Consider the following 22,460-nt stretch of genomic DNA (forward strand, 5'->3'; position numbering starts at 1 on the left):
CGCAAGGAAAGGACACCGAACGAAAATGACGCAGGACACTTCCAAGGCCGCCGAAATCTGGGACGCACTGGCGACGCAGGACCGGCCCAGCTTGCAAACCCTGTTCGACAAGGACGCGAATCGGGTCGAGCGGCTTTCGGAAACGCTCGCTCTGCCCGGCGGCGATATTCTCTTCGACTGGTCGAAAACGCATCTCGACGTCGACACCATCGCCCGGTTCGAGCAGCTTTGCGATGCGATGGATTTCAACGCGGCGCGTCAGCTCATGCTGACCGGCGGGATCGCCAATCCGACCGAAGGGCGCGCCGCCGAACATACGGCGCAACGCGGCATGGGCGCCGACGCCAGCGTGGAGGAGGCAGAGGCGCTGCACGACCGGATGCGCTTGCTGGTGGAGGCGATCCACGATGGCGCGCTCGGCGATATTCGCCATCTCATCCATATCGGCATTGGCGGTTCTGCGCTGGGTCCGGCGCTTGCGGTCGATGCGCTGGCGCGGCCGACGGCGGAGTTTCGCGCGCGGATCGACGTGCATGTCGTGTCGAACATCGACGGCAACGCGCTCGAAGCCGCGTTCGAGGCGTGCGACCCGGCCCACACCATGATCGCGGTCGCGTCCAAGACCTTCACCACCATCGAAACCATGACCAACGCGGCCAGCGCGGTCCAATGGCTCGAGGAATCGGGTGTGGCCGATGCGCATGGACGCGTCGTCGCACTCACCGCGAGCCCGGAAAAGGCGGTGGAGTGGGGCATCGACGAAACGCGCATACTGCCGTTTTCCGAAAGCGTGGGCGGGCGTTATTCGCTGTGGTCGTCGATCGGTTTCCCGGTGGCGATGGCGCTCGGCTATGACGGATTTGCCGCGATGCTGGCGGGCGCAGCGGCCATCGACACGCATTTCGCGAATGAAAGCGGGGCTGCGAACCTGCCGCTGCGCGCCGCGTTCGCCGACCTTCTCTATACGCAAGTACGCGGGTGTCAGACGCGCGCCGTCTTCGCCTATGACGAGCGGCTCGACCTGTTTCCGGATTATCTGCAGCAGCTGGAGATGGAATCGAACGGAAAATCCGTGACCGCGAACGGCGAACCGCTCCCGCGGCCCAGTGCGCCGATCACCTGGGGCGGGACCGGCACCGACGCGCAACACGCGGTGTTTCAGCTGCTCCATCAAGGCACGTTCGAGGTTCCGGTCGATTTCATCGCGGCAAAGGAAGCGGGCCACGACCTCGACGAGGCGCACCACCGGATCCTGCTCACCAATTGTTTCGCGCAAGGGGCGGCATTGATGGCCGGCGCGGATGCGGAGGATGGTGCGCGCCGCTACCCCGGCAATCGTCCGTCGGCGACGATCCTGTGCGATGCGGTGTCGCCGGGAACGCTTGGCGCCCTTATTGCATTCCATGAACATCGCACGTTCAGTGCAGCGGCGCTGCTGGGCATCAATCCGTTCGATCAGTTCGGCGTGGAGCTTGGCAAGCGCATCGCGAACGAGATAGAACGCGGGGAGGGCGGCAATTTCGACCCCTCGACCAAGGCCCTGTTGCGCGCTGCGGGATTGAGCGGCTGAGCTGATTTACACCAAATGTGTCAAAAAAGTGGCAAATCGCTTGCTATGCGATTTCGTTCGTGCCATTGAAGCACCATTCCAACCAGAAGGGGATATACCATGAAGAAGATCGTTACCGTTCTCGCCGCTGCTTCGTTCGCAACGCTCGCCGCTTGCGGCGCCGACAATGCTGCTGAAGAAGTTCAGGAGCAGAAGCTGGAATCGCAGGAAGACGTTCTTGAAGAGCAGGCCGACCTCGCTGAAGAGCAGGGCATGGAAGCTCAGGAAGAGCAGCTGGACGACCAGGCCGATGCCATGGGCGAAGCTGCTGACGAGATCTGATCTCGCATAATCCGGCGCATGGCGGCATTGCCCGCCATCCCGGATGATGAACGAGGCCGGTGGATCATCGCGATCCGCCGGCTTTTTTCGTGCGCGTGATCCGGACGCCGACACGACATTGCGCGGATTGGGGTTGGAAAAACGCCGCCAGCCTCGCCATATCGTGCGGACAAGCAAACAGGAGCCAACATGTCCGAATTCGACTACGATCTTTTTACCATCGGTGCCGGTTCGGGCGGGGTGCGCGCCAGCCGCGTGGCCGCCTCCCATGGCGCGAAGGTCGCCGTGGCGGAGGAATTTCGCGTCGGCGGCACCTGTGTGATCCGCGGCTGCGTGCCGAAGAAAATGCTCGTCTACGGCGCGCATTTTGCCGAGGATCTGGAAGATGCACAGCAGTTCGGCTGGGAAATGGGCGAGTGCCATTTTAACTGGAAAAAGCTGCGCGACAATGTGCTCGCCGATGTCGACCGGCTCAACGGGCTGTATCGTCAGACGCTGGATAACCACGACGTCGAGATCATCAATGAGCGCGCGGTTCTGACCGGGCCGCATGAAATCACGCTTTCGTCGGGTCGGACGGTCACGGCAAAGCACATCCTCATCGCGGTCGGCGCACATCCCCACGTGCCGCAATGTCCCGGCCACGAGCTGGGCATCACCAGCAACGAGGCGTTCCATCTCGACGCCATTCCCAAGCGCATGCTGATCGCCGGGGCGGGCTATATCGCGAACGAATTTGCCGGCATCTTTCATCAGTTCGGATCGAAGGTCACGCTCATCAACCGCTCCGACCAGCTTTTGCGCGGATATGACGAAAGCCTGCGCGATCGGCTGCTTCAGATTTCGTTGATGAAGGGGATCGAGTTTCGCTTCAACGCCGATTTCCGCGGGATCGAGAAGAACGACGATGGCAGCCTGTGCGTGTCGATGACGAACCACGACGATATCGACGTCGATTGCGTGCTCTTCGCGACGGGCCGGCTCCCCAATACGAAGGGGCTGGGGCTGGAGGCTGCCGGGGTGGAGGTCAACGCGCGCGGCGCGGTGCAGGTCGACCGTTTTTCCAAGACCAACATCGACCATATCTATGCCGTGGGCGACGTGACCGACCGGGTGCAATTGACGCCGGTGGCCATTCGCGAGGGGCAGGCCTTTGCCGACACGGTGTTCGGGAACAAGCCCACCTCGGTCAGCTACGACTGTATCCCGAGCGCGGTGTTCAGCCATCCCCCGCTCGCCAGCGTGGGCATGACCGAAGGGGAGGCCCGCAACAAACTCGGCACGATCAAGGTCTACCAATCCGATTTCCGCCCGATGAAGAATGTCGTGGCGGGGCGGAACGAGCGCGGCCTCTACAAGATGATTTGCGAAGGCGACAACGAACGCGTCGTCGGGCTGCACATGATCGGCCCGGATGCGGCCGAGATCATGCAGGGCGCGCCGTCGCGGTGAAAGCCGGCCTGACGAAGGCGGATTTCGATGCGACCGTCGCGATCCATCCCACCATGGCCGAAGAACTCGTGCTGATGAAGTAAACCTTGGCGCAACCCGGCCTGCGACGGTGCGGGCCGGGGGCGTGGTGGCGGCGCAAAAAAGCGTGCGCCACAAGGGCCGCATACAGGGTCCATACATCTTTGCCGCCATGCAGCATCGCGCATACGGATTCGTGTGCGCCTGCGGGAAGTTGCTTAAATAACACACAAAATTTCGGTTCCGCAGGGAACCGGAACGTCGGCGTCAGTGCCCGGTTGTGCGGCCGGGGAACTGATAAAACGAACACTAGGAAATCATATTTATGAATACCAAGACCGCACTTCTTCTCGCCGCTGGCGCCGCGCTGTTCCCGGCGCATGCCTTCGCGCAGGAAGCACCCGACGGCACCGACGCATTCGGTTTCGAACCCTATGTGGCGATCGGCGGCGGCTATCACGATTTCGACCGCTCCGGTAATCCCGGCACGATCGCGTTCGAGGATTCGACCGAGGGCGCCGTGGTCACCGGCACGGTCGGCGCGAATGTCCCGCTCGGCGCGTTTTTCGTCGGCGCCGAAGGTTTCGGCTCCTACGGCTTTTCCGACATTGACTGGGAATATGGCGCCGCGGGCCGCTTTGGCGTGCGTGTCGGCGAATCCGGCATGTTCTTCGGCCGCGTGGGTTACATGTGGCTCGAAGGCGAGAACAACTATGCCGATGACGATTTCCTCGACACCGACGGCGGGCCGAGCAGCCGTGACCGCGACGGCATGATCTACGGCATCGGCGCCGAGGTCGGCACGAAGGACATCGGCCTTGGCGGCGTGACCGGCGAAAGCGGCGTGCGTCTGCGCGTAGGCGTCGACACGTTCAAGGATTTCGAATCCTTCCGCCCGAACGCGGCGGTGGTGTTCCAGTTCTGATCCTGATCCCTCTGCGATAGAAACGCGGCCCGCTCCCCACCCCGGGGGCGGGCCGTTTTCGTTCAGGCCCGAGCCCCATCACGCAATGCGGTAGGGCACGACCCCGCGCTCGTCACGATCGACGACGATGGCCCGGTCGCCGGGCGGAAAGGCGCGCTGATCGCAATTGTCGCGCGGACAGATCCGGCACGATATGCCGATGGGCGTCGCGGCCTGGTGGGCATTGGTGTCGAGCCCGTCGGCATAGATGAATTCGCCCGCGTGCCCCGCCTCGCAGCCCAGCGCCACGGCGTAGCGGCGCGGCTGCCGCGCAAAGCTGCCCGAGGGTTTCACCAGCCCCTTCGCCATGGAGACATAGCGGACCCCGTCGGGCGTTTCGGCGAGCTGCGTGAGGATGCGGTCGGGTATCGCGACCGCCTCGTGCACGATCCACAGTGGGCACGCCCCGCCAAATCGCGCGAATTGCAACGGCGTCGCGGAATGGCGCTTGGTGATGTTGCCCGCCATGTCGACGCGGCAGAAAAAGAACGGAATGCCGCGCATCTCCGGCCGCTGCAACGTGGAGAGCCGGTGGCAGGCCTGTTCGAAACTGACGCCGAAAATCTGGCGCAGACGGTCAATGTCGTGGCGCTGTTCGCGCGCCGCCTCGCGGAAAATGGCGTAGGGCATCATGATCGCGCCCGCCGTGTAATTCGCCAGCCCGACCGACAACAATTGCCGCGCGGCGGCGGAACTCAGCCCGGAGGCATCGACCACGCCGGCAATTTCGTTGGAGAGGGCGAGCGCCGCGATCTGATGCGCGAGTTGAAAGCGGCGCGTTTCCGGCGGTTGCGCGCGGTCAAGCGTGAGCGCGCGCGTATCCGCCTCGAACTGGCGCAGGACGGTGCCGCCCCCTTCGGCGAGCGTGATGTTCAACGTCGCGCGGGCAAAACGGGCAAGCCCCGAAAACGGCGGCGAGGGCGCGCCCTCCGACATGTCCTGCGCCAATGTTTCCGCCGCGCGGTCGAGCGTATCGACGTAATTGCCGGCGTTGTGGAACCAGTCGCGCACCTCCTCCCAAGGGAGGCGGGTACCGGCGGTGCCGTCGCTGGACAATGCCTCGTCGAGCATGAGCAGCCGTTCGCCGGCATCGCGATAGGCAGCGTGAAGCTGAATGAAGCGTTCGGCGAGATGCGGTTGCTGCCGCACCGCGCGCAAGGTCTGCGTATCGTCGAACGGTTCGGCAAAGATCGGATCGGCGGCCGCCCGGCGCAACGCCTCGGCCCGCGCGTCGGAACTGTCGCTGCCGAAATCGTCGAGAGATACGCCGAACCGGCGCGACAATGCCGCGATGAGCGGGGCGGTGAGCGGGCGATGATCATGCTCGATCTGGCTGAGATAGCTGACCGAGATGCCGAGATCGCGGGCCATGTCCGCCTGTCGCAGACCGCGCATGTCGCGAAGGGCGCGAAGGGTCTTTCCCGCAAAGATGCGCTGTTGTCTCGGCATGGGTCCGGCGTAGCGCATCGCAGCGGTTTTGCAAAACCCGCCGCACCGATTTTGCAAATTCGCATTGGACATCGGCGGCGGCCCTGCGCCATACATCGCGCAACAATACGTCTGTAGTTTGAACGGAGAGCTGGATGTCCGCGAACATCGCCGAAACCGAACGCCGCCGCGAGGCCGCCCGCATGGGTGGCGGACAGAAACGCATCGATGCGCAACACGCCAAGGGCAAGCTTACCGCGCGCGAACGGCTCGAGATCCTCCTCGACGAGGGAAGCTTCGAAGAGCTCGACACCTATGTCGAGCACAATTGCGTCGATTTCGGCATGGACGAAAACCACATCCCCGGCGACGGCGTCGTCACCGGCAGCGGCACGATCAATGGCCGCCTCGTTTACGTGTTCAGCCAGGATTTCACCGTGTTCGGCGGCTCGCTGTCCGAACGTCACGCGGAAAAGATCTGCAAGGTGATGGACACGGCGATGAAGCTGGGGGCGCCGGTCATCGGCCTCAACGACAGCGGCGGCGCCCGGATTCAGGAAGGCGTCGCATCGCTGGGCGGCTATGCCGAGGTGTTTCAGCGCAACGTGCTCGCATCGGGCGTGATCCCGCAATTGTCGCTCATCATGGGGCCATGCGCGGGCGGGGCGGTGTATTCGCTTACGATGACCGACTTCATCTTCATGGTCGAGGACAGCAGCTACATGTTCGTGACCGGCCCCGACGTGGTGAAGACGGTCACGAACGAGGTCGTGACGCAGGAGGAACTCGGCGGGGCGAGCACGCACACGACCAAGACCAGCGTCGCCGATCTCGCTTGCGAGAACGACATCGTCGCACTTTTGCAGGCGCGCGATTTCTTCGATTTCCTGCCCCTGTCCAACCGGGACGAGGTGCCGGAGAGGCCGACCAACGATCCGTGGGACCGGATCGAGGAGAGCCTCGACACGATCATCCCGGACAATGCGAACCAGCCGTACGACATGCACGAGGTCATTCGCAAAACGGTGGACGAGGGCGATTTCTTCGAAGTGCAGCCCAAGCATGCCGGCAATATCATCTGCGGCTTTGGCCGGGTCGAGGGGCGCAGCGTCGGCATCGTCGCGAACCAGCCCATGGTGCTGGCCGGTGTGCTCGACATCAATTCGGCGAAGAAGGCGGCGCGTTTCGTGCGCTTCTGCGACGCGTTCAACATTCCGATCGTCACCTTCGTCGACGTGCCCGGCTTCCTCCCCGGCACGGCGCAGGAGCATAACGGCATCATCAAGCACGGGGCGAAACTGCTCTTCGCCTATGCCGAGGCGACGGTGCCCAAGATCACGATCATCACGCGCAAGGCGTATGGCGGGGCTTATGACGTGATGGCGTCCAAGCATTTGCGCGGTGATCTCAACTATGCCTGGCCGACCGCGGAAATCGCGGTGATGGGCGCGAAGGGCGCGGTGGAGATCATCTTCCGCAATCTCGACGAGGAAGGCATCGCGCAAAAGACGAAGGAATACGAGGATCGCTTCGCCAATCCCTTCGTCGCGGCGTCGAAAGGCTTCATCGATGAGGTCATCATGCCGCATTCCACCCGCCGCCGCGTGGCGCTCGGCCTGCGCAAGCTGCGGAACAAGGAACTCGCCAACCCGTGGAAGAAACATGACAATATTCCGTTGTAAGGTGGCGTCATGACCCGGCTTGCCAAATTCGGTCTCACCTTCATCGCGATCATCGTGGTCGTTTCCATTCTTTTCGGGGTGCTTTCATGAAGCTTGGACGCATGAACCATGTCGGCGTGGCCGTGCCGGACATCGACGCGGCCATCGCGCATTACCGCGACACGATGGGCGCGCGGCAAGTGACCGAACCGTTCGACCTGCCGGAGCAGGGGGTGCGCGTGTGTTTCGTTCATACGCCCGGCCATGACGCAACCGAAGGCACGCAGATCGAATTGCTCTCACCGCTCGACGACACGTCGCCGGTCGCCGGCTTCATGGCGAAAAACCCGGCGGGTGGGCAGCATCACATCTGTTACGAGGTGCCCGACATTGCCGAGGCGCGCGCCGAATTCGAGGCGATGGGCAAGCGTATCCTCGGCCCCACGCGCACAGGCGCGCACGGCACGCCGATCTTCTTCCTCCATCCCAAGGACATGCTCGGCCAGCTGACCGAGATCATGGAAACGCCGAGGCAGGCGCATTGACCATGGCGGACGAACTCCTGACCGAACGCGAGGGTGACGTCGTCATCTTCACGCTCAACCGCGAAGACAGCATGAATGCGCTGACGCCCGAATTGCTGACCGCGCTGGCCGCGGGGCTTTCCGGCGCGGCGGAGGCGGGGGCGCGGGCCATCGTGCTCACGGGGGCGGGGCAATCCTTCTCCTCCGGCGCGGATCTCAAGGCTCGTGCAGACAGGGCTGCGGATCTGGGCGAGAAGATCGATCTTTATTACAATCCCGTCGCGCGGGCGATTGCCGATCTGTCGATACCGCTCATCGTCGCGATGAACGGCCCGGCGGTGGGCGCGGGGGCGGGATTCGCCATTGGCGGGGACATCGTCATCGCCGAGCGGTCTGCCTACCTGTTGTTCGCATTCGTCAATATCGGGCTGGTTCCCGATGCGGGCACGACATGGCACCTTGCGAAAAGCGTCGGCAAAGCGCGGGCGATGGACATGTTGCTGAGCGGAGAGAAGATCGACGCGGAGGCGGCGCTTGCCGCCGGGCTGGTCTCGCGCGTGGTCGACGACGGCACCGCCCTGGCCGAGGCGAAGGCGCTCGCGACTAGGCTCGCCAAAGGGCCGAGCAAGGCGATCGGCCTGATCCGCGCACAGGTGCTCCACGCGCTCGACCATCATTTCGAAGCCAGCCTCGACACGGAGCGCGCGCATCAGACCACGGCCTACTTCACGCAGGATTTTGCCGAGGCCATCGCCGCCTTTCGCGACAAGCGCAAACCCGAATTCAAGGGCCGGTAAGGGCCGACAGGACAGATCATGAGCACATCCGATCACAACGATCCGAAGATCGAGACGCACACCGGCGAGGATGCCGGCGCGACCGGCGCCAAGCCCGCCGCCCCGGCCAAGGCGGAGGACCATGCGCCGACCGTTTCCGATTGGGAGGCGCTCGCCGCGAAGGAGGTGAAGGGCCGCGACCTGACCTGGGAAACGCCCGAAGGTATCGACGTCAAACCTTTGTATACAAAGGATGACCTTGCCGATTGGGATCCCGGCCTGCCCGGTTTCGCGCCTTATACCCGCGGGGTGAAGGCCAGCATGTATGCGGGCCGTAAATGGACGATCCGGCAATATGCGGGCTTCTCCACGGCGGAGGAATCCAACGCGTTCTACCGCCGCAATCTCGCCGCCGGGCAAAAGGGGCTTTCGGTCGCGTTCGATCTTGCGACCCATCGCGGCTATGACAGCGATCATCCCCGCGTCGTCGGCGATGTCGGCAAGGCGGGCGTCGCCATCGACAGCGTCGAGGACATGAAGATCCTCTTCGATCAGATTCCGCTCGACAAGATGAGCGTGTCGATGACGATGAACGGCGCGGTGATCCCGTGCCTCGCGTTCTACATCATCGCGGCGGAGGAGCAGGGCGTCACGCCGGATCAGCTGACGGGGACCATTCAGAACGACATTCTGAAGGAGTTCATGGTCCGCAACACCTATATCTACCCGCCCGAACCCAGCATGCGGATCATCTCCGACATCTTCGCCTACACGGCGGATCACATGCCGAAGTTCAATTCGATCTCCATCTCCGGCTATCACATGCAGGAGGCCGGCGCGACGCAGGTGCAGGAGCTTGCCTTCACCATCGCCGACGGCATGGAATATGTGAAATACGGGGTGGAGAGCGGGCTGGACATCGACCGGTTCGCGGGACGGCTGTCGTTCTTTTTTGCGATCGGCATGAATTTCTTCATGGAGGTCGCGAAACTGCGGGCCGCGCGTACCTTGTGGCACCGGGCGATGACGCAACTGGGCGCGCAGTCCGAACGCTCGAAAATGCTGCGCACCCATTGCCAGACCAGCGGCGTGTCCCTGACCGAGCAGGACCCGTACAACAATGTCATCCGCACCACGGTGGAGGCGATGGCTGCCATGCTGGGCGGTACGCAGTCGCTGCACACCAATGCGCTTGACGAAGCGATTGCACTGCCCACCGATTTTTCCGCCCGCATCGCCCGCAATACGCAGATCGTGTTGCAGGAAGAAACGGGCATGACCAACGTGGTCGATCCGCTCGGCGGGTCCTATTACGTCGAGGCGCTCACAAAGAACCTCGTCGACGAGGCATGGGCGATCATCGAAAAGGTCCAGGCCGAGGGCGGCATGGCCAAGGCCGTCGCGGCGGGCTGGCCCAAGGGCATGATCGAGGAAGCCGCCGCATCGCGCCAGGCCCGCGTGGACAAGGGCGAGGATGTCATCGTCGGCGTCAACAAATATCGCCTTGCGCAGGAGGACGATCTCGAAACGCTCGACATCGACAACACCGCCGTGCGGCAATCGCAGATCCGCAGGCTCGAAACGACGCGCGCCAATCGGGACGAGGCGAAATGCCGCGCCGCGTTGAAAGCGTTGGAGGACGGCGCGCGCGGCGATGGCAACGTGCTGGCGCTGGCGGTGGATGCCGCGCGCGAGCGCGCCACGCTGGGCGAAATTTCCGACGCGATGGAGGCGGTGTTCGGCCGTCACGACACCATGCCGACGCCGGTAAAGGGCATTTATGGCAAGGCCTATGCCGAGGATACGCGTTACCGCGCCGTCGTCGAGGGGGTGCAGGCGGTCGAACGCCGCATGGGCCGTGCGCCCCGCGTCATGGTCGCCAAGATGGGGCAGGACGGCCACGATCGCGGCGCGAATGTCATCGCCAGCGCATTCGGCGACATGGGTTTCGACGTGACCACCGGGCCTTTGTTCCAGACGCCGCAGGAAACGCTGGAGATGGCGCTCGACCGGGATGTCGACATCATCGGCGCGTCCTCGCTCGCGGCCGGGCACAAGACGTTGATCCCCGAACTCATCCGCCTGTTGAAGGATGCGGGACGCAGTGACATCAAGGTCACGGCGGGCGGCGTCATTCCGTCCACGGATTACCAATATCTGCGCGATGCCGGGGTGCAGGGCATTTATGGTCCGGGCAGCAATGTCGTGGAATGCGCCGCCGACATGCTCCGCCTGCTGGGCCACAACATGCCGCCCGCCGATGAAGAAGAAAAGGATGCCGCCGAATGAGCGCGCCGCGTAACGACTGGACCCGCGAAGAGATTGCGGGGCTGTTCGACCTGCCTTTTACCGAACTCGTATTTCGCGCCGCCGCCGTGCATCGCGATCATCACCGGGCCGGCACGGTGCAGCGTTCGACGCTGCTGTCGATCAAGACCGGCGGTTGCCCGGAGGATTGCGGATATTGCTCCCAATCGGTGAAGGCCGAAAGCGGGGTGAGGGCGACCAAGCTGATGGATGTGCGGCAGGTGATCCAGGCCGCGGCGCAGGCGAAGGACCACGGCTCGACCCGGTTCTGCATGGGGGCGGCGTTCCGCAATCCCAAGCCGCGCGACATGCCCGCGCTCACCGAAATGGTGCGGCAGGTGAAGGCGATGGGGCTGGAAACCTGCATGACCGCGGGAATGCTGGACGCAGAGCAGGCGGATCAGCTCGCCGAGGCAGGGCTCGACTACTATAACCACAACATCGACACCGGGCCGGAATATTACGACCGCGTCATCACGACCCGCACGTTCGAGGATCGCATCGACACGATCGGCAACGTGCGCGGCGCCGGGATCAAGGTGTGTTGCGGCGGCATCGTCGGCATGGGCGAAACGCGTGACGACCGCGTCGGCTTCATCCATGCGCTGGCCACGATGGACACGCACCCGGAAAGCGTGCCGGTAAACGCGCTGGTCCCGGTAAAGGGCACGGTGCTGGGTGACATGCTGGCCGATACGCCGATGGCGAAGATCGACGAGATCGAATTCGTGCGCACCGTCGCGGTCGCCCGCCTCACCATGCCGGACAGCATGGTGCGCCTGTCCGCCGGGCGCGAAAGCATGTCGGACAGCACGCAGGCCCTGTGTTTCCTGTCGGGCGCGAATTCGATTTTCAGCGGGGAAAAATTGCTCACCGCCGGGAATGCGGGCGACGATGCGGACGATGCTCTGTTCGAACGGCTCGGGCTCGAAACGATGGGCGCAGACGGGGCGTCTGCGCCGCGGATTGCGGAGGCGGCGGAATGATCCTCCTTGCGCTGGCCATGGTGGCGCAGCCGGCTGCGGCGCCCGATTGCGGGGACGCGATGACGCAGGCGGAGATGAACGCGTGCTCCTATGCCGAGTATCAGGCGGCGGATGCGGCATTGAATGCGCAGTGGACGATTGCCCGCGACGTGGCGAAGAACCGCGATCTTTTCGCCGACCTGCTGCGGGCGCAGCGGGCGTGGCTCGCATTTCGCGACGCGCATTGCGAGGCGGTTGCGGCGCAATATGCCGGCGGCTCGATCCGCCCGCTGGTCCACAATTCCTGCCTGACAGAACTGACCGAAACACGCACGACACAGCTGCGCGAAATGAGTGAGACGAATTGATGTTCAAGAAAATCCTGATCGCAAATCGTGGCGAAATCGCCTGCCGGGTGATCAAGTCGGCGAAGAAGATGGGCATCGCGACCGTCGCCGTCTATTCCGATGCGGATGCGCGGGCGCCCTTCGTGAAAATGGCGGACGAGGCGGTGCATATCGGCCCCGCTGCGGCGGCGGAAAGCTATCTCGTCGCGGACAAGATCATCGACGCGTGCAAGCAGACGGGCGCCGATGCGGTGCATCCCGGCTATGGCTTCCTGTCCGAACGGACCAGTTTTGCCGAGGCGCTGGCCGAGGCGGGCATCGAATTCATCGGCCCGCCGGTCAATGCCATTGCCGCGATGGGCGACAAGATCGAGTCCAAGAAACTGGCGGAAAAGGCGGGGGTGAACACCGTCCCCGGTTCGGGCGGCGCGATCGACACCACGGCAGAGGCGCTCGAATGGGCGAACAAGATCGGCTACCCGGTGATGATGAAGGCCAGCGCGGGTGGCGGCGGCAAGGGCATGCGTCTCGCCTGGAACGACAAGGATGTCGAGGAAGGCTTCGAGGCGACCAAGCGCGAGGGGCTCAATTCCTTCGGCGACGACCGCGTCTTCATCGAGAAATTCATCGAATCGCCGCGCCATATCGAGATTCAGATCCTCGGCGACAAGCACGGCAACATCCTCTACCTCAACGAGCGCGAATGCTCGATCCAGCGGCGCCACCAGAAGGTGGTCGAGGAAGCACCGTCGCCCTTCGTCACGCCCGAAATGCGCAAGGCCATGGGCGAGCAGGCCGTCGCCCTGTCACGCGCGGTCGGCTATTACAGCGCGGGCACGGTGGAGCTCATCGTGTCGGGCGCGGACAAGACCGGGCAGAGCTTCTACTTCCTCGAAATGAACACCCGGCTTCAGGTGGAACACCCGGTGACCGAGGCGATCACCGGCATCGACATCGTGGAGCAGATGATCCGCGTCGCCGCCGGTGAAAAGCTCGACATGACGCAGGACGACGTGAAGATCGAGGGCTGGGCGATCGAGAACCGCGTCTATGCCGAGGATCCCTATCGCGGTTTCCTGCCGAGCACGGGGCGCCTCGTGCGCTACGACCCGCCTGTCGCGGGCTGGACCGGGGGCATTCGCGGCGTGGACGGCATCCGCGTCGACGAGGGCGTCGCCGAGGGCGGCGAGGTTTCGATGTTCTACGATCCCATGATCGCAAAGCTCGTCACCTGGGGCGAAACGCGCGATGAGGCCGCCGACCTCCAGATCGCCGCACTGGACGCGTTCGAGATCGAGGGGCTGGGCCATAATATCGATTTCCTGTCCGCCATCATGCAGCATCCGCGGTTCCGTTCGGGCGAATTGACGACCGGCTTCATCGCGGAGGAATATCCCGATGGTTTCCAGGGCGCGCCCGCGGACGAAACGCTGCGCAAGCGGCTCGCCGCGATCGGGGCGTTCATCGCCGCCGCCCATGCCGACCGTGCGCGCCGCATCGACGGGCAACTCGGCAACCGGCTGCACGCGCCGGGCGAATGGAGCGTGTGGATCGAGGACGCGGTGATGACCGTCGAATTGTCCGGCGACCGGATCATGGTCGACGACGCGGTGATCGACCTGTCCATGGAATACGCCCCCGGACAGCGCAGCGTGCAGGCCGTCTTCGACAGTGACGAGGACGGCGAGGGCGGCGAGACCATGACCGTTCAGGTGAAGCCGAAGCCGGCGGGCTTCCGCCTCGTCGCGCGCGGGGCGAGCCACGACTTGCGCGTGTTGCCGACCCGCGTCGCCAAGCATCAGAAGCACATGATCGAAAAGATCCCGCCGGACATGAGCAAATATCTGGTGTGCCCGATGCCCGGTCTGCTCGTATCGCTCCATGTCGGGGAAGGCGACAAGGTCGAAACCGGTCAGCCGCTCGCCACGGTGGAGGCGATGAAGATGGAAAACATCCTGCGCGCGGAAAAGAGCGGCACCGTCAAATCCATCGAGGCGGCGGAGGGCGAGAGCCTTGCCGTGGACGCCATCATCCTCGAACTGGAATAATGCACCTTCACCACGATCCATCCGCCCCACCGGCCTAGGCGACGGATTTCGGGACCTTCCTGAAATCCGACATTCGCGTCGGCACGGTGGTCGAGGCACTCGATTTTCCGGAGGCACGCAAGCCCGCCTACATTCTCCATATCGATTTCGGCCCGGCGATCGGCACGCGGAAATCCAGCGCGCAGATCACGGTGAATTACACGCGCGAGGATCTCGTCGGCCTACAGGTCGCCGCGGTGGTGAATTTCCCGCCGCGGCAGATCGGACCCTTGATGTCGGAGGTGCTGACCATCGGTTTCGCGGATGAGGCGGGCGAGGTTGTCCTGTTCGCGCCGGACATGCCGGTGCCGAACGGATCGCGCCTGTTTTGAGCCGAGCAGCCCGCCGTATCTGGACCATCGGGTACGAGCAGGCGACCGTCCCCGCGCTCATCGACGCGCTGACGGCGGCGGGGATCGAACTGCTTGTCGATGTGCGGGCCTTGCCCCTGTCGCGGCGGCCCGGATTTTCGAAGACCGCGCTGGCCGGCGCGGCGCAGGAGGCGGGCATCGCCTATCGCCATATGAAGCCGCTCGGCACGCCGAAGGAAGGGCGGGAGGCCGCGCGCAAGGGCGACCGGGCCACGTTGGAACGGGTCTACGAAGGGCAGCTCGAACTGCCGGAGGCGCTGGCCGCCGGGGCGGAGTTGCGCGATCTCGCGCTCCATCATCGCACCGCCATGCTGTGTTTCTGCCGCGATGCCAGCAAATGCCATCGCTCGATCCTGCACGCCGCGATGCTCGACGATTTCGCCGCGATCGACCTTTTGCCGTAATGGGCAGCCGGGCCGCGCCGCGTTGAGGAACCGACTGCGCGGCCGGGCGTAAGGTCGGTTATGGATTTCGGGAAAATCGCCGCCGACCTGGCGAAGATGTTCTACGATAACTGGTTCGGGATCGAGCGGGTTATCGTCATGACGACATTTGCCTATATCGGGTTGATCGTGATCCTGCGCATCGTTGGCAAGCGTTCGCTGGCAAAACTGAACGTGTTCGATTTCGTCGTTACCGTCGCGCTGGGGTCCACGCTGGCCAGCATATTACTGTCCGAAAACGTCGCCTATGCCGAAGGGGCGATGGCGTTCGTGATGCTGTGCGGCCTGCAATGGATCGTGTCGAAATGGTCGATCCATTCCGATTGGTTCAAGCGGTTGATCCGGTCCGAACCGCGGCTCCTCCTCGATAACGGCGCGTTTTGCGAAGCCGCGATGCGCGATGAACGGATCACCCATCACGAGGTCGAATCCGAAATCCGCAAGAAAGGCTTCGGCGACCGGGAGGATATCGCCGCCGTGGTGCTCGAAAGCGACGGCACGTTCAGCGTGATCCCGCGATCCAAGGCCCATACCCGCAGCGTGCTGAACCCCGTGCGTAAAAGCGGTGCCGACACGTGATGAGTCGCTTCCGACGACAGGATATACAGGAAATGTACAATGTTTTTCGATAGTTGGGCGCAGGTCTTCAGAGTGCTTGCGATGGTGGGTGCGTCCTATGCGCTCATCATCGTGATCCTGCGCGTGGCGGGGAAACGCTCCTTGTCGAAGCTGAACGCGTTCGATTTCGTGGTGACCATCGCGCTGGGGTCGATCCTGGCCAGCACGATCCTGCTGAAGGATATTTCCCTGTCCGAAGGCGTGGCGGCGCTGCTCGGGCTTGCCGCGTTGCAGATGATGGTGACGTGGTTTTCGAACCGGAGCCATCGTTTTGCCAAGGCCTTGCGCTCGGAACCCCGGCTCCTGCTGTCCGATGGCAAGTTCCATGACGAGGCGCTGCGCAACGAACGCATCACCCAAGGCGAGGTCGAGGCGGCAATCCGCAAGCACGGCGAAGGCAAGATCGCCAATGTCAGCGCGGTCGTGCTCGAATCCGACGGCTCGCTCTCCGTCATATGTCAGGGGCCGTCGCGCGATTTCACGGCCCTGCGCTCGGTGCTGGGGCCGGAGGAAACCAGCCTTTAGGCCAGCTGCTCGCCCATGAAGGCGGCGATGTCGTCGATGTCGACCGCCCGGTCGAGGAAGGCCGCACCGATCCCGCGCATCAGGACGAAGGGCAGCGTGCCCGCATCCATCTTCTTGTCATGGAGCATGTGATCGGCGAGCCGCCGCCCGCTGCACGACAGGCCGAGATCGGACAGTTCCGCCATCATCCCGCAGGCCGCGAAATGCGCGGCGATACGGTCGGCATCGTCCGCGCCCATGTGACCGCTGCGCACGGAATAGCGCGCGGCGAGCACCATGCCCAGCGCCACCGCCTCCCCATGCAGGAGCCGGTCGGAATATCCCGTTTCCGCCTCCAGTGCGTGGCCGAACGTATGGCCGAGATTGAGAAGGGCGCGCGTCCCGCTCAATTCCCGTTCGTCCGCGGCGACCACGCGGGCCTTTGCCGCGACGGAACATGTGACCGCATGGCGGCGCAGAGCCGCATCGCCGGCAAGCAGGGCCGGGCCGTTCGTTTCGCACCATCCAAAAAAATCCGGGTCGTCGATCAGCCCGTATTTCACGACCTCGGCATAGCCTGCGCGCAATTCGCGCATCGGCAGCGTGGCAAGCGCCCCGATGTCGGCGAGCACCAGCGCGGGTTGGTGAAAGGCCCCGACGAGATTCTTGCCCACAGGCGTATTGATCGCGGTCTTTCCGCCGACGCTGCTGTCCACCTGGGCGAGCAGGCTCGTCGGAATCTGGATGAAACCGCATCCGCGCTTCAATATGGCGGCGGCAAAGCCGGTGAGATCGCCGATGACCCCGCCGCCCAGCGCAATGACATGGTCGCCCCGCTCGACCCCCTCGGTCAGGAAGAAATCGCTGACCTTCGCGAGGTGAGCCCAGTCCTTCGTCGCCTCGCCCGGCGGCAGGACGAGCCAGCGCGCGTCTTTCCCCGTGGCCTGCAATGCCGCGTCCACGGCGCCGCGATACAGGCGCGCAACATTCGCATCGGTCACGATCGGCACCGACGGCTTGCGCAGCAACGGCCCGGCCAATTCCGCCATATTCGCGATCAGCCCGTCACCGACGAGCACGGGATAGCTGCGGTCCTTTGCCGATCCGGCGCCCAGTTCCACGCGGACGGTTTCATGCGTCATGTCACATACTCCATCAATGCCGCCAGGATGCGCGCCACGCTATGCGCGTGCGGTCCCTGGTCGCTGACGATGCGGATGGGCGCCTGCGCATAGGCGGGGCCGCGTTTCGCCATCAACTCGGCCAATACTTCGTGCGGGTCGCGCCCGATGAGCAGCGGGCGCGTCTGCTTGCGCCCGACCCGCTCGGCCAGCACCTCGATCCGCGCGTCGAGCCACACGGCAATCGCACGATCGAGGATGAGGCTGCGCGTTTCGTCATCGGCGAAGGCACCGCCGCCGGTCGCGATGACGGCGGCCCGGCCGCTGTTTTCCTCGATCAGACGCGCGATCACCCGGCGCTCGCCATCGCGGAAATGCGCCTCGCCATACTGGTCGAAAATGTCGGGGATCGGCATTTGCGCCGCCGCCGTGATGGCATCGTCCGCATCGACGAACGGGGTGGCGAGCACCTGCGCGAGCTTTCGCCCGACGGTGGACTTGCCCACACCCATGAGCCCGACCAGCACGATGGGGCGATCGATCCGCGTGATAAGGGCATCCATCGCGGCGGCGGACGGCATCGGCGGCCCCGCCGCGCCGTCATGGTCATCATGGTCCGAATTGTCATGCGCGTGATCCATTGCGGGACCGCGTATAGATGGGCTAGGCGTCGGCGCAAGCGTGCGGGCGCGATTGATCGCGTGGCCGCATTGTACGAAAATGGGAACGAGCCGAACGCGATGCACATTGGCAGGGGCCTGGTGGCCGCGATCATCCTCATTCTGGCGATAGTGGCCTATGCCTGGATCGACGGGGGGCGGGAGGAAACCCGCATGATCGAACAGCCGGTCGCACTGGACGAGGGCGGGACCGAATGATGCCGCGGACAGAACCGGGGACCAACGCCCTGTCGACCGGGCCGATTGACGCGAAGCGCACAATGAACAAGAGCATGCACCGATGAAGACCAAAGCTCTCATAGCTCTCTTGCTGGCCAGTGCGCCGGTTCTCGCGCTTCAGGCGCAGGGCGCGCCGGAATCGCTGCTGCCGCCGGGGTTCGACGATCCCGCACCGGCGCCCGCGCCGCGTCCGTCCCCCGCGCCCGCACCAAGGCCCGCGCCAGCACCGCGACCGGCCCCGACCCCTGCGCCCGCGCCGGCCACGACATCGCGCCCGGTGGTGCAGGACATACCGGATAGCACCAGATCGTCCGGCTCCGGCTCGCGCGGGGCGTCGTCCGCGAACGCGACCCCGTCCGCCTCCGCGCCGACGAGCGGGATCGAACGTGCGCGCGAAATCCTGCGCCGGATCAACGAGCTCGATACGCTCGATTCGGCGGATACCGACGAGATCGACGAATTGCTCGGCCTGCGCCCGAGTTTCGACATTCCGCCCGCCGCGCGCCGTTCGACGGACGAGGTCGGCCTGCTCGGCCCGGAGGAGCGTGGGATGACGGCGTCCTCGCTCGGCAATACGGCCGGGTTGTTCGTGCGCAATGTGCTCAACGGGATCGAGGGGCCGCTCGTATCGCGCTGGGGCCATATCGCGCTGCGCCGCGCATTGGCGAGCCGGCTGGAGACGCCGTCGGGCATGGACGGGGTGGAATTCGCCGCGCTGCGCACCGCGGCGCTGCTGCGCCTCGGCGAAAGCACCGTCGCCCGCGCCATGGTGCAGCAGGTCGATACCGCCAATTATTCGCCCGCGCTCATCGCGACGGCCTATGACAGCTATCTCGCCAACGGCGACATCACCGGCGCATGCCCGATGGTGCGCCTGCACGGTGCGGAACGGGACGATCCGCAGTGGAACCTGCTGCGCGGGATCTGTTCGACCTATTCGGGCGAGACGAGCGGGATGGACCGGATCGAGCGTATGCTGCGCCGCGAACAGGCGCCCGCGATCGATGCCCTGCTCGCACAGAAATATGCAGGTGCTTTCGGCACCGAACGCCGCGCCGTCACCGTTGAATGGGACGATGTGGATGAGTTGACGCCGTGGCGCTATGCGCTCGCCACCGCTACGGGGGCACGGTTCCGGCCGCGCTCGTCGATGCGGGGGGGGCGCGCTATGCCTATTACGCGGCGACGTCGCCCAATGTCGGCCTCGGCGAACGGGCGCAGGGCGCACAGACCGCCGCGGCGGCGGGCATATTGTCGAGCGCGGCGCTGGTCGATCTCTATTCCCAGATTTACGCGCAGACCGACATGGACGGCGATGCGGCGGCGCAGGCGAACCGGCTCCGCACCGCCTATGTCGGCACGCCGTCACAGCGGCTCGCGGCCATCCGCGAGATCTGGGGCGAGCGGGCGACCGGCGGCGAGGCCGCGGCGAATTACGAATCGCGCCAGGTTCTCACCGCCTATGCCGCGGCGCGGCTGCTCCCGTCCGAAGAATTTGCCGAGGATGCGGGGCCGCTCATCGCCTCGATGCTGACCGCGGGGCTGGACCGCAATGCGCTGCGCTGGGCGAGCGTGGTGCCGACCGGGTCGCAAGGGTGGGCGCTGCTGTCGCTCGCCAATCCGGCGACGGGCGAGGTCAGCGAGGGCGCGGTGCGCGACTACATGGACGTGGGGAGCGAGCGTCAGGCCGCTTTCCTCGTCGCGGGGCTGGCCGGACTGGGCCGGCTCGACGATGGGACGAGCGCGGAACTCGCAAGCGACATGGGCTTCGACCTTGCCCGCCGGACCCGGTGGACACAGGCGATCACCCGTTCGGCACAGCGGCGCAACCAGCCGCTCGTCACCTATCTCGCCGCGCTCGGCATGCAGGGCAGCGACTGGAGCAAGATGACGCCGCTCTATCTCTATCACATCGTGTCCGCGCTCAACGCCGCGGGTATGCGTGCGGAGGCACGGATGATCGCGGCCGAGGCCGTCGCGCGCGCCTGATGCTGCGGTGCGTGCTTCGGGACCGGGGCGCGCGGCGGTGAGCGATGGAAGTGCCGGCGAAAGCGCGCGCGCCGACCGTGCGGCGATCGACGCGTTTCTCGAAATGGCGGCGGTGGACCGGGGGGCGGCGGCCAATACCATTGCCGCCTATCGCCGCGATCTCGATGCCGCGCGCGATGCGTTGCCCTCGCTGCTTCGCGCCGGGCCGGACGATCTGGCCGCGCTCGGCCCGCAATGGTCCGCCCTTGCGCCGTCGAGCGTGGCGCGGCGTTGTTCCGCCCTCCGGCAGTTTTATGGCTTTCTGATCGATTCGCACATGCGGGACGACGATCCCTCGGGCGCTCTGCCGAAACCGGCGACGCGGCGCCCGCTCCCGCGGATATTGTCCCATGCGGAGGTGGAGGCGCTGCTGACCCGCGCGGAGGAGGAGGCGGCGGAGGCAAGGCCCGCCGCACTGCGCATGCTGGCGCTTCTGGAATTGCTCTACGGGTCCGGCCTGCGCGCGACGGAGCTTGTGTCGCTGCCGCTGAGCGCGGTGCCGCGCGATGCGCCGCTGCTCACCATCAAGGGGAAGGGCGGTCAGGAACGGCTCGTGCCCGTGAGCGGGCGGGCGCGGGCGGCGCTCTCCGACTGGATGGCGGTGCGCGGGGCGGGGCGCGATGCGGGCTCGCGCTACCTCTTTCCCTCGCGCGGCTCTCATATAAGCCGGGTCCGCCTGTTTCAGATGCTGCGCGAACTGGCCACGCGGGCGGGGATCGCGCCCGAATCGGTCAGCCCGCACGTGCTCCGCCATGCCTTCGCGACGCATCTGCTCGAGGGCGGGGCCGACCTGCGCGTGTTGCAGAGCCTGCTCGGCCATGCCGATATCGCGACGACGCAAATCTACACCCATGTCGATGCGGGGCGGCTCGTCGCGCTCGTCAATGCGCGCCATCCTTTGGCGCGGCGGGGTGGGAATGCGTCGGATACGAGTTGACCGGCGCGGCCTTCGACCGTAGCGGTTGGCGCGAAATGATTAGCTATCTCGAATTTGAAAAGCCGCTTGCCGAGCTGGAACGGCGGATCGCCGAATTGCGCGAAACTGCCGAAAAGGCGGATGTCGCCGGGGAAATGGACGGCGACATCGCCAAGCTGCAGGCCAAGGCCGATGCGCAGCGCGCCGCGATCTATCGCAACCTGACCCCGTGGCAGAAGACGCAGGTCGCCCGCCATCCGGCCCGCCCGCATTTCGGCGATTACGTCGCCCATGCCTTCACCGATTTCGTGCCGCTCGCCGGTGACCGTGCGTTTGGCGACGACCGGGCGATCATGGGCGGTTTCGCGACGATGGGCAACCGGCGCGTCATGCTGATCGGGCATGAAAAGGGCAACGATACGCAAAGCCGGCTCCGCCACAATTTTGGCATGGGCAAGCCGGAAGGCTATCGCAAGGCAATCCGCCTGATGGAACTCGCCGGGCGGTTCGGCCTTCCGGTGGTCACGCTCGTCGATACGAGCGGGGCGTTTCCGGGCGTCGAGGCGGAAGAGCGCGGCCAGGCCGAGGCGATCGCCCGCGCGACGGAGGCCTGCCTCAATCTCCCGGTGCCGATGGTCGCCGCGATCGTGGGCGAGGGCGGATCGGGCGGTGCGGTGGCGCTGGCCGCGGCGGAGCGCGTGCTCATGATGGAACATGCGGTCTATTCCGTGATCTCGCCCGAGGGGTGCGCCTCCATCCTGTGGCGCACCAACGAAAAGGCGCCCGAAGCGGCCGAGGCGATGAAGGTCACGGCGCAGGATCTCCGCCGGTTTCAGGTCATCGACCGCATCGTGGCAGAACCGCTCGGCGGGGCGCATCGCGATCCTGCGGCGGCGTCGCAAAATCTGGCGGACGCGATCGAGCAGGAGCTTTCCGTGCTGTCGCGGCTCGACTCCGCAACCTTGCAGCGTCAGCGTGCGGACCGTTTCATTGCGATCGGATCGATCGGGTCATAATCGCGCGCGCCGGGTGACGGCGTTCGAACGGTCGGGCGAAGGCCGCCGGGAACAATTGCAGGTTCAGGCTGGTTTTACCCGCAACATACCGGGGTGTGGTCGCAGGTCCGTCGGAATGCGCCCG

At 65.0% G+C, this 22,460-nt stretch carries 21 protein-coding genes and 2 pseudogenes; 19 read left to right on the forward strand and 4 right to left on the reverse strand.

What is annotated here, in order from left to right; all coding sequences use genetic code 11:
* Positions 1-25: 25 nt before the first annotated feature.
* The 4 genes and pseudogenes from pgi to JD971_RS13725 all read left to right on the forward strand — a co-directional run bounded on the left by pgi (position 26) and on the right by JD971_RS13725 (position 4,286).
* Complete coding sequence (gene pgi, locus JD971_RS13710) at positions 26-1,570, forward strand: glucose-6-phosphate isomerase (RefSeq protein ID WP_202084249.1); 1,545 nt, start codon at positions 26-28, stop codon at positions 1,568-1,570.
* 99 nt (positions 1,571-1,669) lie between these two features.
* Positions 1,670-1,891 carry a hypothetical protein gene (locus tag JD971_RS13715; RefSeq protein WP_202084251.1) on the forward strand — a complete coding sequence of 74 codons (222 nt, stop codon included), beginning with the start codon at positions 1,670-1,672 and terminating at the stop codon, positions 1,889-1,891.
* Between the two features lie 189 nt (positions 1,892-2,080).
* A pseudogene (gene gor, locus JD971_RS13720) lies at positions 2,081-3,426 on the forward strand (glutathione-disulfide reductase).
* Positions 3,427-3,686: 260 nt separating this feature from the next.
* Positions 3,687-4,286 carry an opacity protein gene (locus JD971_RS13725; RefSeq protein WP_202084253.1) on the forward strand — a complete coding sequence of 200 codons (600 nt, stop codon included), beginning with the start codon at positions 3,687-3,689 and terminating at the stop codon, positions 4,284-4,286.
* Between the two features lie 78 nt (positions 4,287-4,364).
* Here the strand turns inward: JD971_RS13725 and JD971_RS13730 are convergent, their stop codons facing one another.
* Complete coding sequence (locus JD971_RS13730; RefSeq protein WP_202084255.1) at positions 4,365-5,774, reverse strand: short-chain fatty acyl-CoA regulator family protein; 1,410 nt, start codon at positions 5,772-5,774, stop codon at positions 4,365-4,367.
* 134 nt (positions 5,775-5,908) lie between these two features.
* Between JD971_RS13730 and JD971_RS13735 the strand changes: the two genes are divergently transcribed.
* From JD971_RS13735 to JD971_RS13785, 11 genes and pseudogenes are all read left to right on the forward strand, one after another.
* The gene (locus tag JD971_RS13735; RefSeq protein WP_202084257.1) at positions 5,909-7,435 is read left to right on the forward strand and encodes an acyl-CoA carboxylase subunit beta; all 1,527 of its coding nucleotides are present in this window, start codon (positions 5,909-5,911) and stop codon (positions 7,433-7,435) included.
* A gap of 86 nt (positions 7,436-7,521) precedes the next feature.
* Positions 7,522-7,959 carry a methylmalonyl-CoA epimerase gene (mce, locus tag JD971_RS13740; protein WP_202084259.1) on the forward strand — a complete coding sequence of 146 codons (438 nt, stop codon included), beginning with the start codon at positions 7,522-7,524 and terminating at the stop codon, positions 7,957-7,959.
* A gap of 2 nt (positions 7,960-7,961) precedes the next feature.
* Positions 7,962-8,735: an enoyl-CoA hydratase-related protein gene (locus JD971_RS13745; RefSeq protein WP_202084261.1), complete on the forward strand. Its 774-nt coding sequence runs from the start codon at positions 7,962-7,964 to the stop codon at positions 8,733-8,735.
* Positions 8,736-8,753: 18 nt separating this feature from the next.
* Positions 8,754-11,003 (forward strand): methylmalonyl-CoA mutase, encoded by a 2,250-nt coding sequence (gene scpA / locus JD971_RS13750; RefSeq protein WP_202084263.1) that lies wholly within the window; start codon positions 8,754-8,756, stop codon positions 11,001-11,003.
* On the forward strand, positions 11,000-12,007 hold the full coding sequence (gene bioB, locus JD971_RS13755) for a biotin synthase BioB (RefSeq protein WP_202084265.1): 1,008 nt from the start codon (positions 11,000-11,002) through the stop codon (positions 12,005-12,007). The genes scpA and bioB overlap by 4 nt, the downstream gene beginning before the upstream one ends.
* A complete protein-coding gene (locus tag JD971_RS13760) occupies positions 12,004-12,354 on the forward strand; it encodes a lysozyme inhibitor LprI family protein (RefSeq protein WP_202084267.1) in 351 nt (116 codons plus the stop codon). The genes bioB and JD971_RS13760 overlap by 4 nt, the downstream gene beginning before the upstream one ends.
* The gene (locus JD971_RS13765; protein WP_202084270.1) at positions 12,354-14,381 is read left to right on the forward strand and encodes an acetyl/propionyl/methylcrotonyl-CoA carboxylase subunit alpha; all 2,028 of its coding nucleotides are present in this window, start codon (positions 12,354-12,356) and stop codon (positions 14,379-14,381) included. Before JD971_RS13760 ends, JD971_RS13765 begins: the two co-directional genes overlap by 1 nt.
* Positions 14,381-14,752 (forward strand): annotated as a pseudogene (locus tag JD971_RS13770) (tRNA-binding protein). The gene JD971_RS13765 and the pseudogene JD971_RS13770 overlap by 1 nt, the downstream one beginning before the upstream one ends.
* The gene (locus JD971_RS13775) at positions 14,749-15,195 is read left to right on the forward strand and encodes a DUF488 family protein (protein WP_202084272.1); all 447 of its coding nucleotides are present in this window, start codon (positions 14,749-14,751) and stop codon (positions 15,193-15,195) included. The pseudogene JD971_RS13770 and the gene JD971_RS13775 overlap by 4 nt, the downstream one beginning before the upstream one ends.
* Before the next feature lie 60 nt (positions 15,196-15,255).
* Positions 15,256-15,813 (forward strand): DUF421 domain-containing protein, encoded by a 558-nt coding sequence (locus JD971_RS13780; RefSeq protein ID WP_236672106.1) that lies wholly within the window; start codon positions 15,256-15,258, stop codon positions 15,811-15,813.
* A gap of 39 nt (positions 15,814-15,852) precedes the next feature.
* Positions 15,853-16,377, forward strand: coding sequence for a DUF421 domain-containing protein (locus tag JD971_RS13785; protein ID WP_202084274.1), 525 nt, complete (start codon positions 15,853-15,855; stop codon positions 16,375-16,377).
* Here the strand turns inward: JD971_RS13785 and aroB are convergent.
* Both aroB and JD971_RS13795 read right to left on the reverse strand, forming a co-directional pair.
* Positions 16,374-17,498 carry a 3-dehydroquinate synthase gene (gene aroB / locus JD971_RS13790; protein WP_202084276.1) on the reverse strand — a complete coding sequence of 375 codons (1,125 nt, stop codon included), beginning with the start codon at positions 17,496-17,498 and terminating at the stop codon, positions 16,374-16,376. The two genes, JD971_RS13785 and aroB, sit on opposite strands and share 4 nt — an antisense overlap.
* The gene (locus JD971_RS13795; protein ID WP_202084278.1) at positions 17,495-18,118 is read right to left on the reverse strand and encodes a shikimate kinase; all 624 of its coding nucleotides are present in this window, start codon (positions 18,116-18,118) and stop codon (positions 17,495-17,497) included. Before JD971_RS13795 ends, aroB begins: the two co-directional genes overlap by 4 nt.
* A gap of 99 nt (positions 18,119-18,217) precedes the next feature.
* Between JD971_RS13795 and JD971_RS13800 the strand changes: the two genes are divergently transcribed.
* Complete coding sequence (locus tag JD971_RS13800) at positions 18,218-18,355, forward strand: hypothetical protein (protein WP_202084280.1); 138 nt, start codon at positions 18,218-18,220, stop codon at positions 18,353-18,355.
* Between the two features lie 138 nt (positions 18,356-18,493).
* On the opposite strand, the gene JD971_RS17215 is transcribed toward JD971_RS13800, so the two are convergent.
* Complete coding sequence (locus tag JD971_RS17215; RefSeq protein WP_371809657.1) at positions 18,494-19,168, reverse strand: hypothetical protein; 675 nt, start codon at positions 19,166-19,168, stop codon at positions 18,494-18,496.
* 303 nt (positions 19,169-19,471) lie between these two features.
* Here JD971_RS17215 and JD971_RS17220 point away from each other — a divergent pair, with 303 nt between their 5' ends.
* From JD971_RS17220 to JD971_RS13815, 3 genes are read left to right on the forward strand one after another with little or no spacing between them, the layout of a single operon-like run.
* Entirely contained in the window at positions 19,472-20,365 is an 894-nt protein-coding gene (locus tag JD971_RS17220; RefSeq protein WP_371809658.1) for a hypothetical protein, read from the forward strand.
* A 37-nt stretch (positions 20,366-20,402) separates the two neighbouring features.
* Complete coding sequence (locus JD971_RS13810) at positions 20,403-21,341, forward strand: tyrosine recombinase (RefSeq protein ID WP_256435262.1); 939 nt, start codon at positions 20,403-20,405, stop codon at positions 21,339-21,341.
* A 35-nt stretch (positions 21,342-21,376) separates the two neighbouring features.
* Entirely contained in the window at positions 21,377-22,336 is a 960-nt protein-coding gene (locus JD971_RS13815; protein ID WP_202084281.1) for an acetyl-CoA carboxylase carboxyltransferase subunit alpha, read from the forward strand.
* Positions 22,337-22,460: the final 124 nt, after the last annotated feature.

Origin of the sequence: Croceicoccus sp. YJ47, from assembly GCF_016745095.1 — a bacterium.
Lineage (GTDB): Bacteria > Pseudomonadota > Alphaproteobacteria > Sphingomonadales > Sphingomonadaceae > Croceicoccus.

Excerpts from the sequence above, each read along its gene's own strand:
- pgi (WP_202084249.1), top strand. The coding sequence starts at position 26 with ATGACGCAGGACACTTCCAAGGCCGCCGAAATCTGGGACGCACTGGCG.
- JD971_RS13715 (WP_202084251.1), top strand. The coding sequence starts at position 1,670 with ATGAAGAAGATCGTTACCGTTCTCGCCGCTGCTTCGTTCGCAACGCTC.
- JD971_RS13725 (WP_202084253.1), top strand. The coding sequence starts at position 3,687 with ATGAATACCAAGACCGCACTTCTTCTCGCCGCTGGCGCCGCGCTGTTC.
- JD971_RS13730 (WP_202084255.1), bottom strand. The coding sequence starts at position 5,774 with ATGCCGAGACAACAGCGCATCTTTGCGGGAAAGACCCTTCGCGCCCTT.
- JD971_RS13735 (WP_202084257.1), top strand. The coding sequence starts at position 5,909 with ATGTCCGCGAACATCGCCGAAACCGAACGCCGCCGCGAGGCCGCCCGC.
- mce (WP_202084259.1), top strand. The coding sequence starts at position 7,522 with ATGAAGCTTGGACGCATGAACCATGTCGGCGTGGCCGTGCCGGACATC.
- JD971_RS13745 (WP_202084261.1), top strand. The coding sequence starts at position 7,962 with ATGGCGGACGAACTCCTGACCGAACGCGAGGGTGACGTCGTCATCTTC.
- scpA (WP_202084263.1), top strand. The coding sequence starts at position 8,754 with ATGAGCACATCCGATCACAACGATCCGAAGATCGAGACGCACACCGGC.
- bioB (WP_202084265.1), top strand. The coding sequence starts at position 11,000 with ATGAGCGCGCCGCGTAACGACTGGACCCGCGAAGAGATTGCGGGGCTG.
- JD971_RS13760 (WP_202084267.1), top strand. The coding sequence starts at position 12,004 with ATGATCCTCCTTGCGCTGGCCATGGTGGCGCAGCCGGCTGCGGCGCCC.
- JD971_RS13765 (WP_202084270.1), top strand. The coding sequence starts at position 12,354 with ATGTTCAAGAAAATCCTGATCGCAAATCGTGGCGAAATCGCCTGCCGG.
- JD971_RS13780 (WP_236672106.1), top strand. The coding sequence starts at position 15,256 with ATGGATTTCGGGAAAATCGCCGCCGACCTGGCGAAGATGTTCTACGAT.
- JD971_RS13785 (WP_202084274.1), top strand. The coding sequence starts at position 15,853 with ATGTTTTTCGATAGTTGGGCGCAGGTCTTCAGAGTGCTTGCGATGGTG.
- aroB (WP_202084276.1), bottom strand. The coding sequence starts at position 17,498 with ATGACGCATGAAACCGTCCGCGTGGAACTGGGCGCCGGATCGGCAAAG.
- JD971_RS13795 (WP_202084278.1), bottom strand. The coding sequence starts at position 18,118 with ATGGATCACGCGCATGACAATTCGGACCATGATGACCATGACGGCGCG.
- JD971_RS13800 (WP_202084280.1), top strand. The coding sequence starts at position 18,218 with ATGCACATTGGCAGGGGCCTGGTGGCCGCGATCATCCTCATTCTGGCG.
- JD971_RS13815 (WP_202084281.1), top strand. The coding sequence starts at position 21,377 with ATGATTAGCTATCTCGAATTTGAAAAGCCGCTTGCCGAGCTGGAACGG.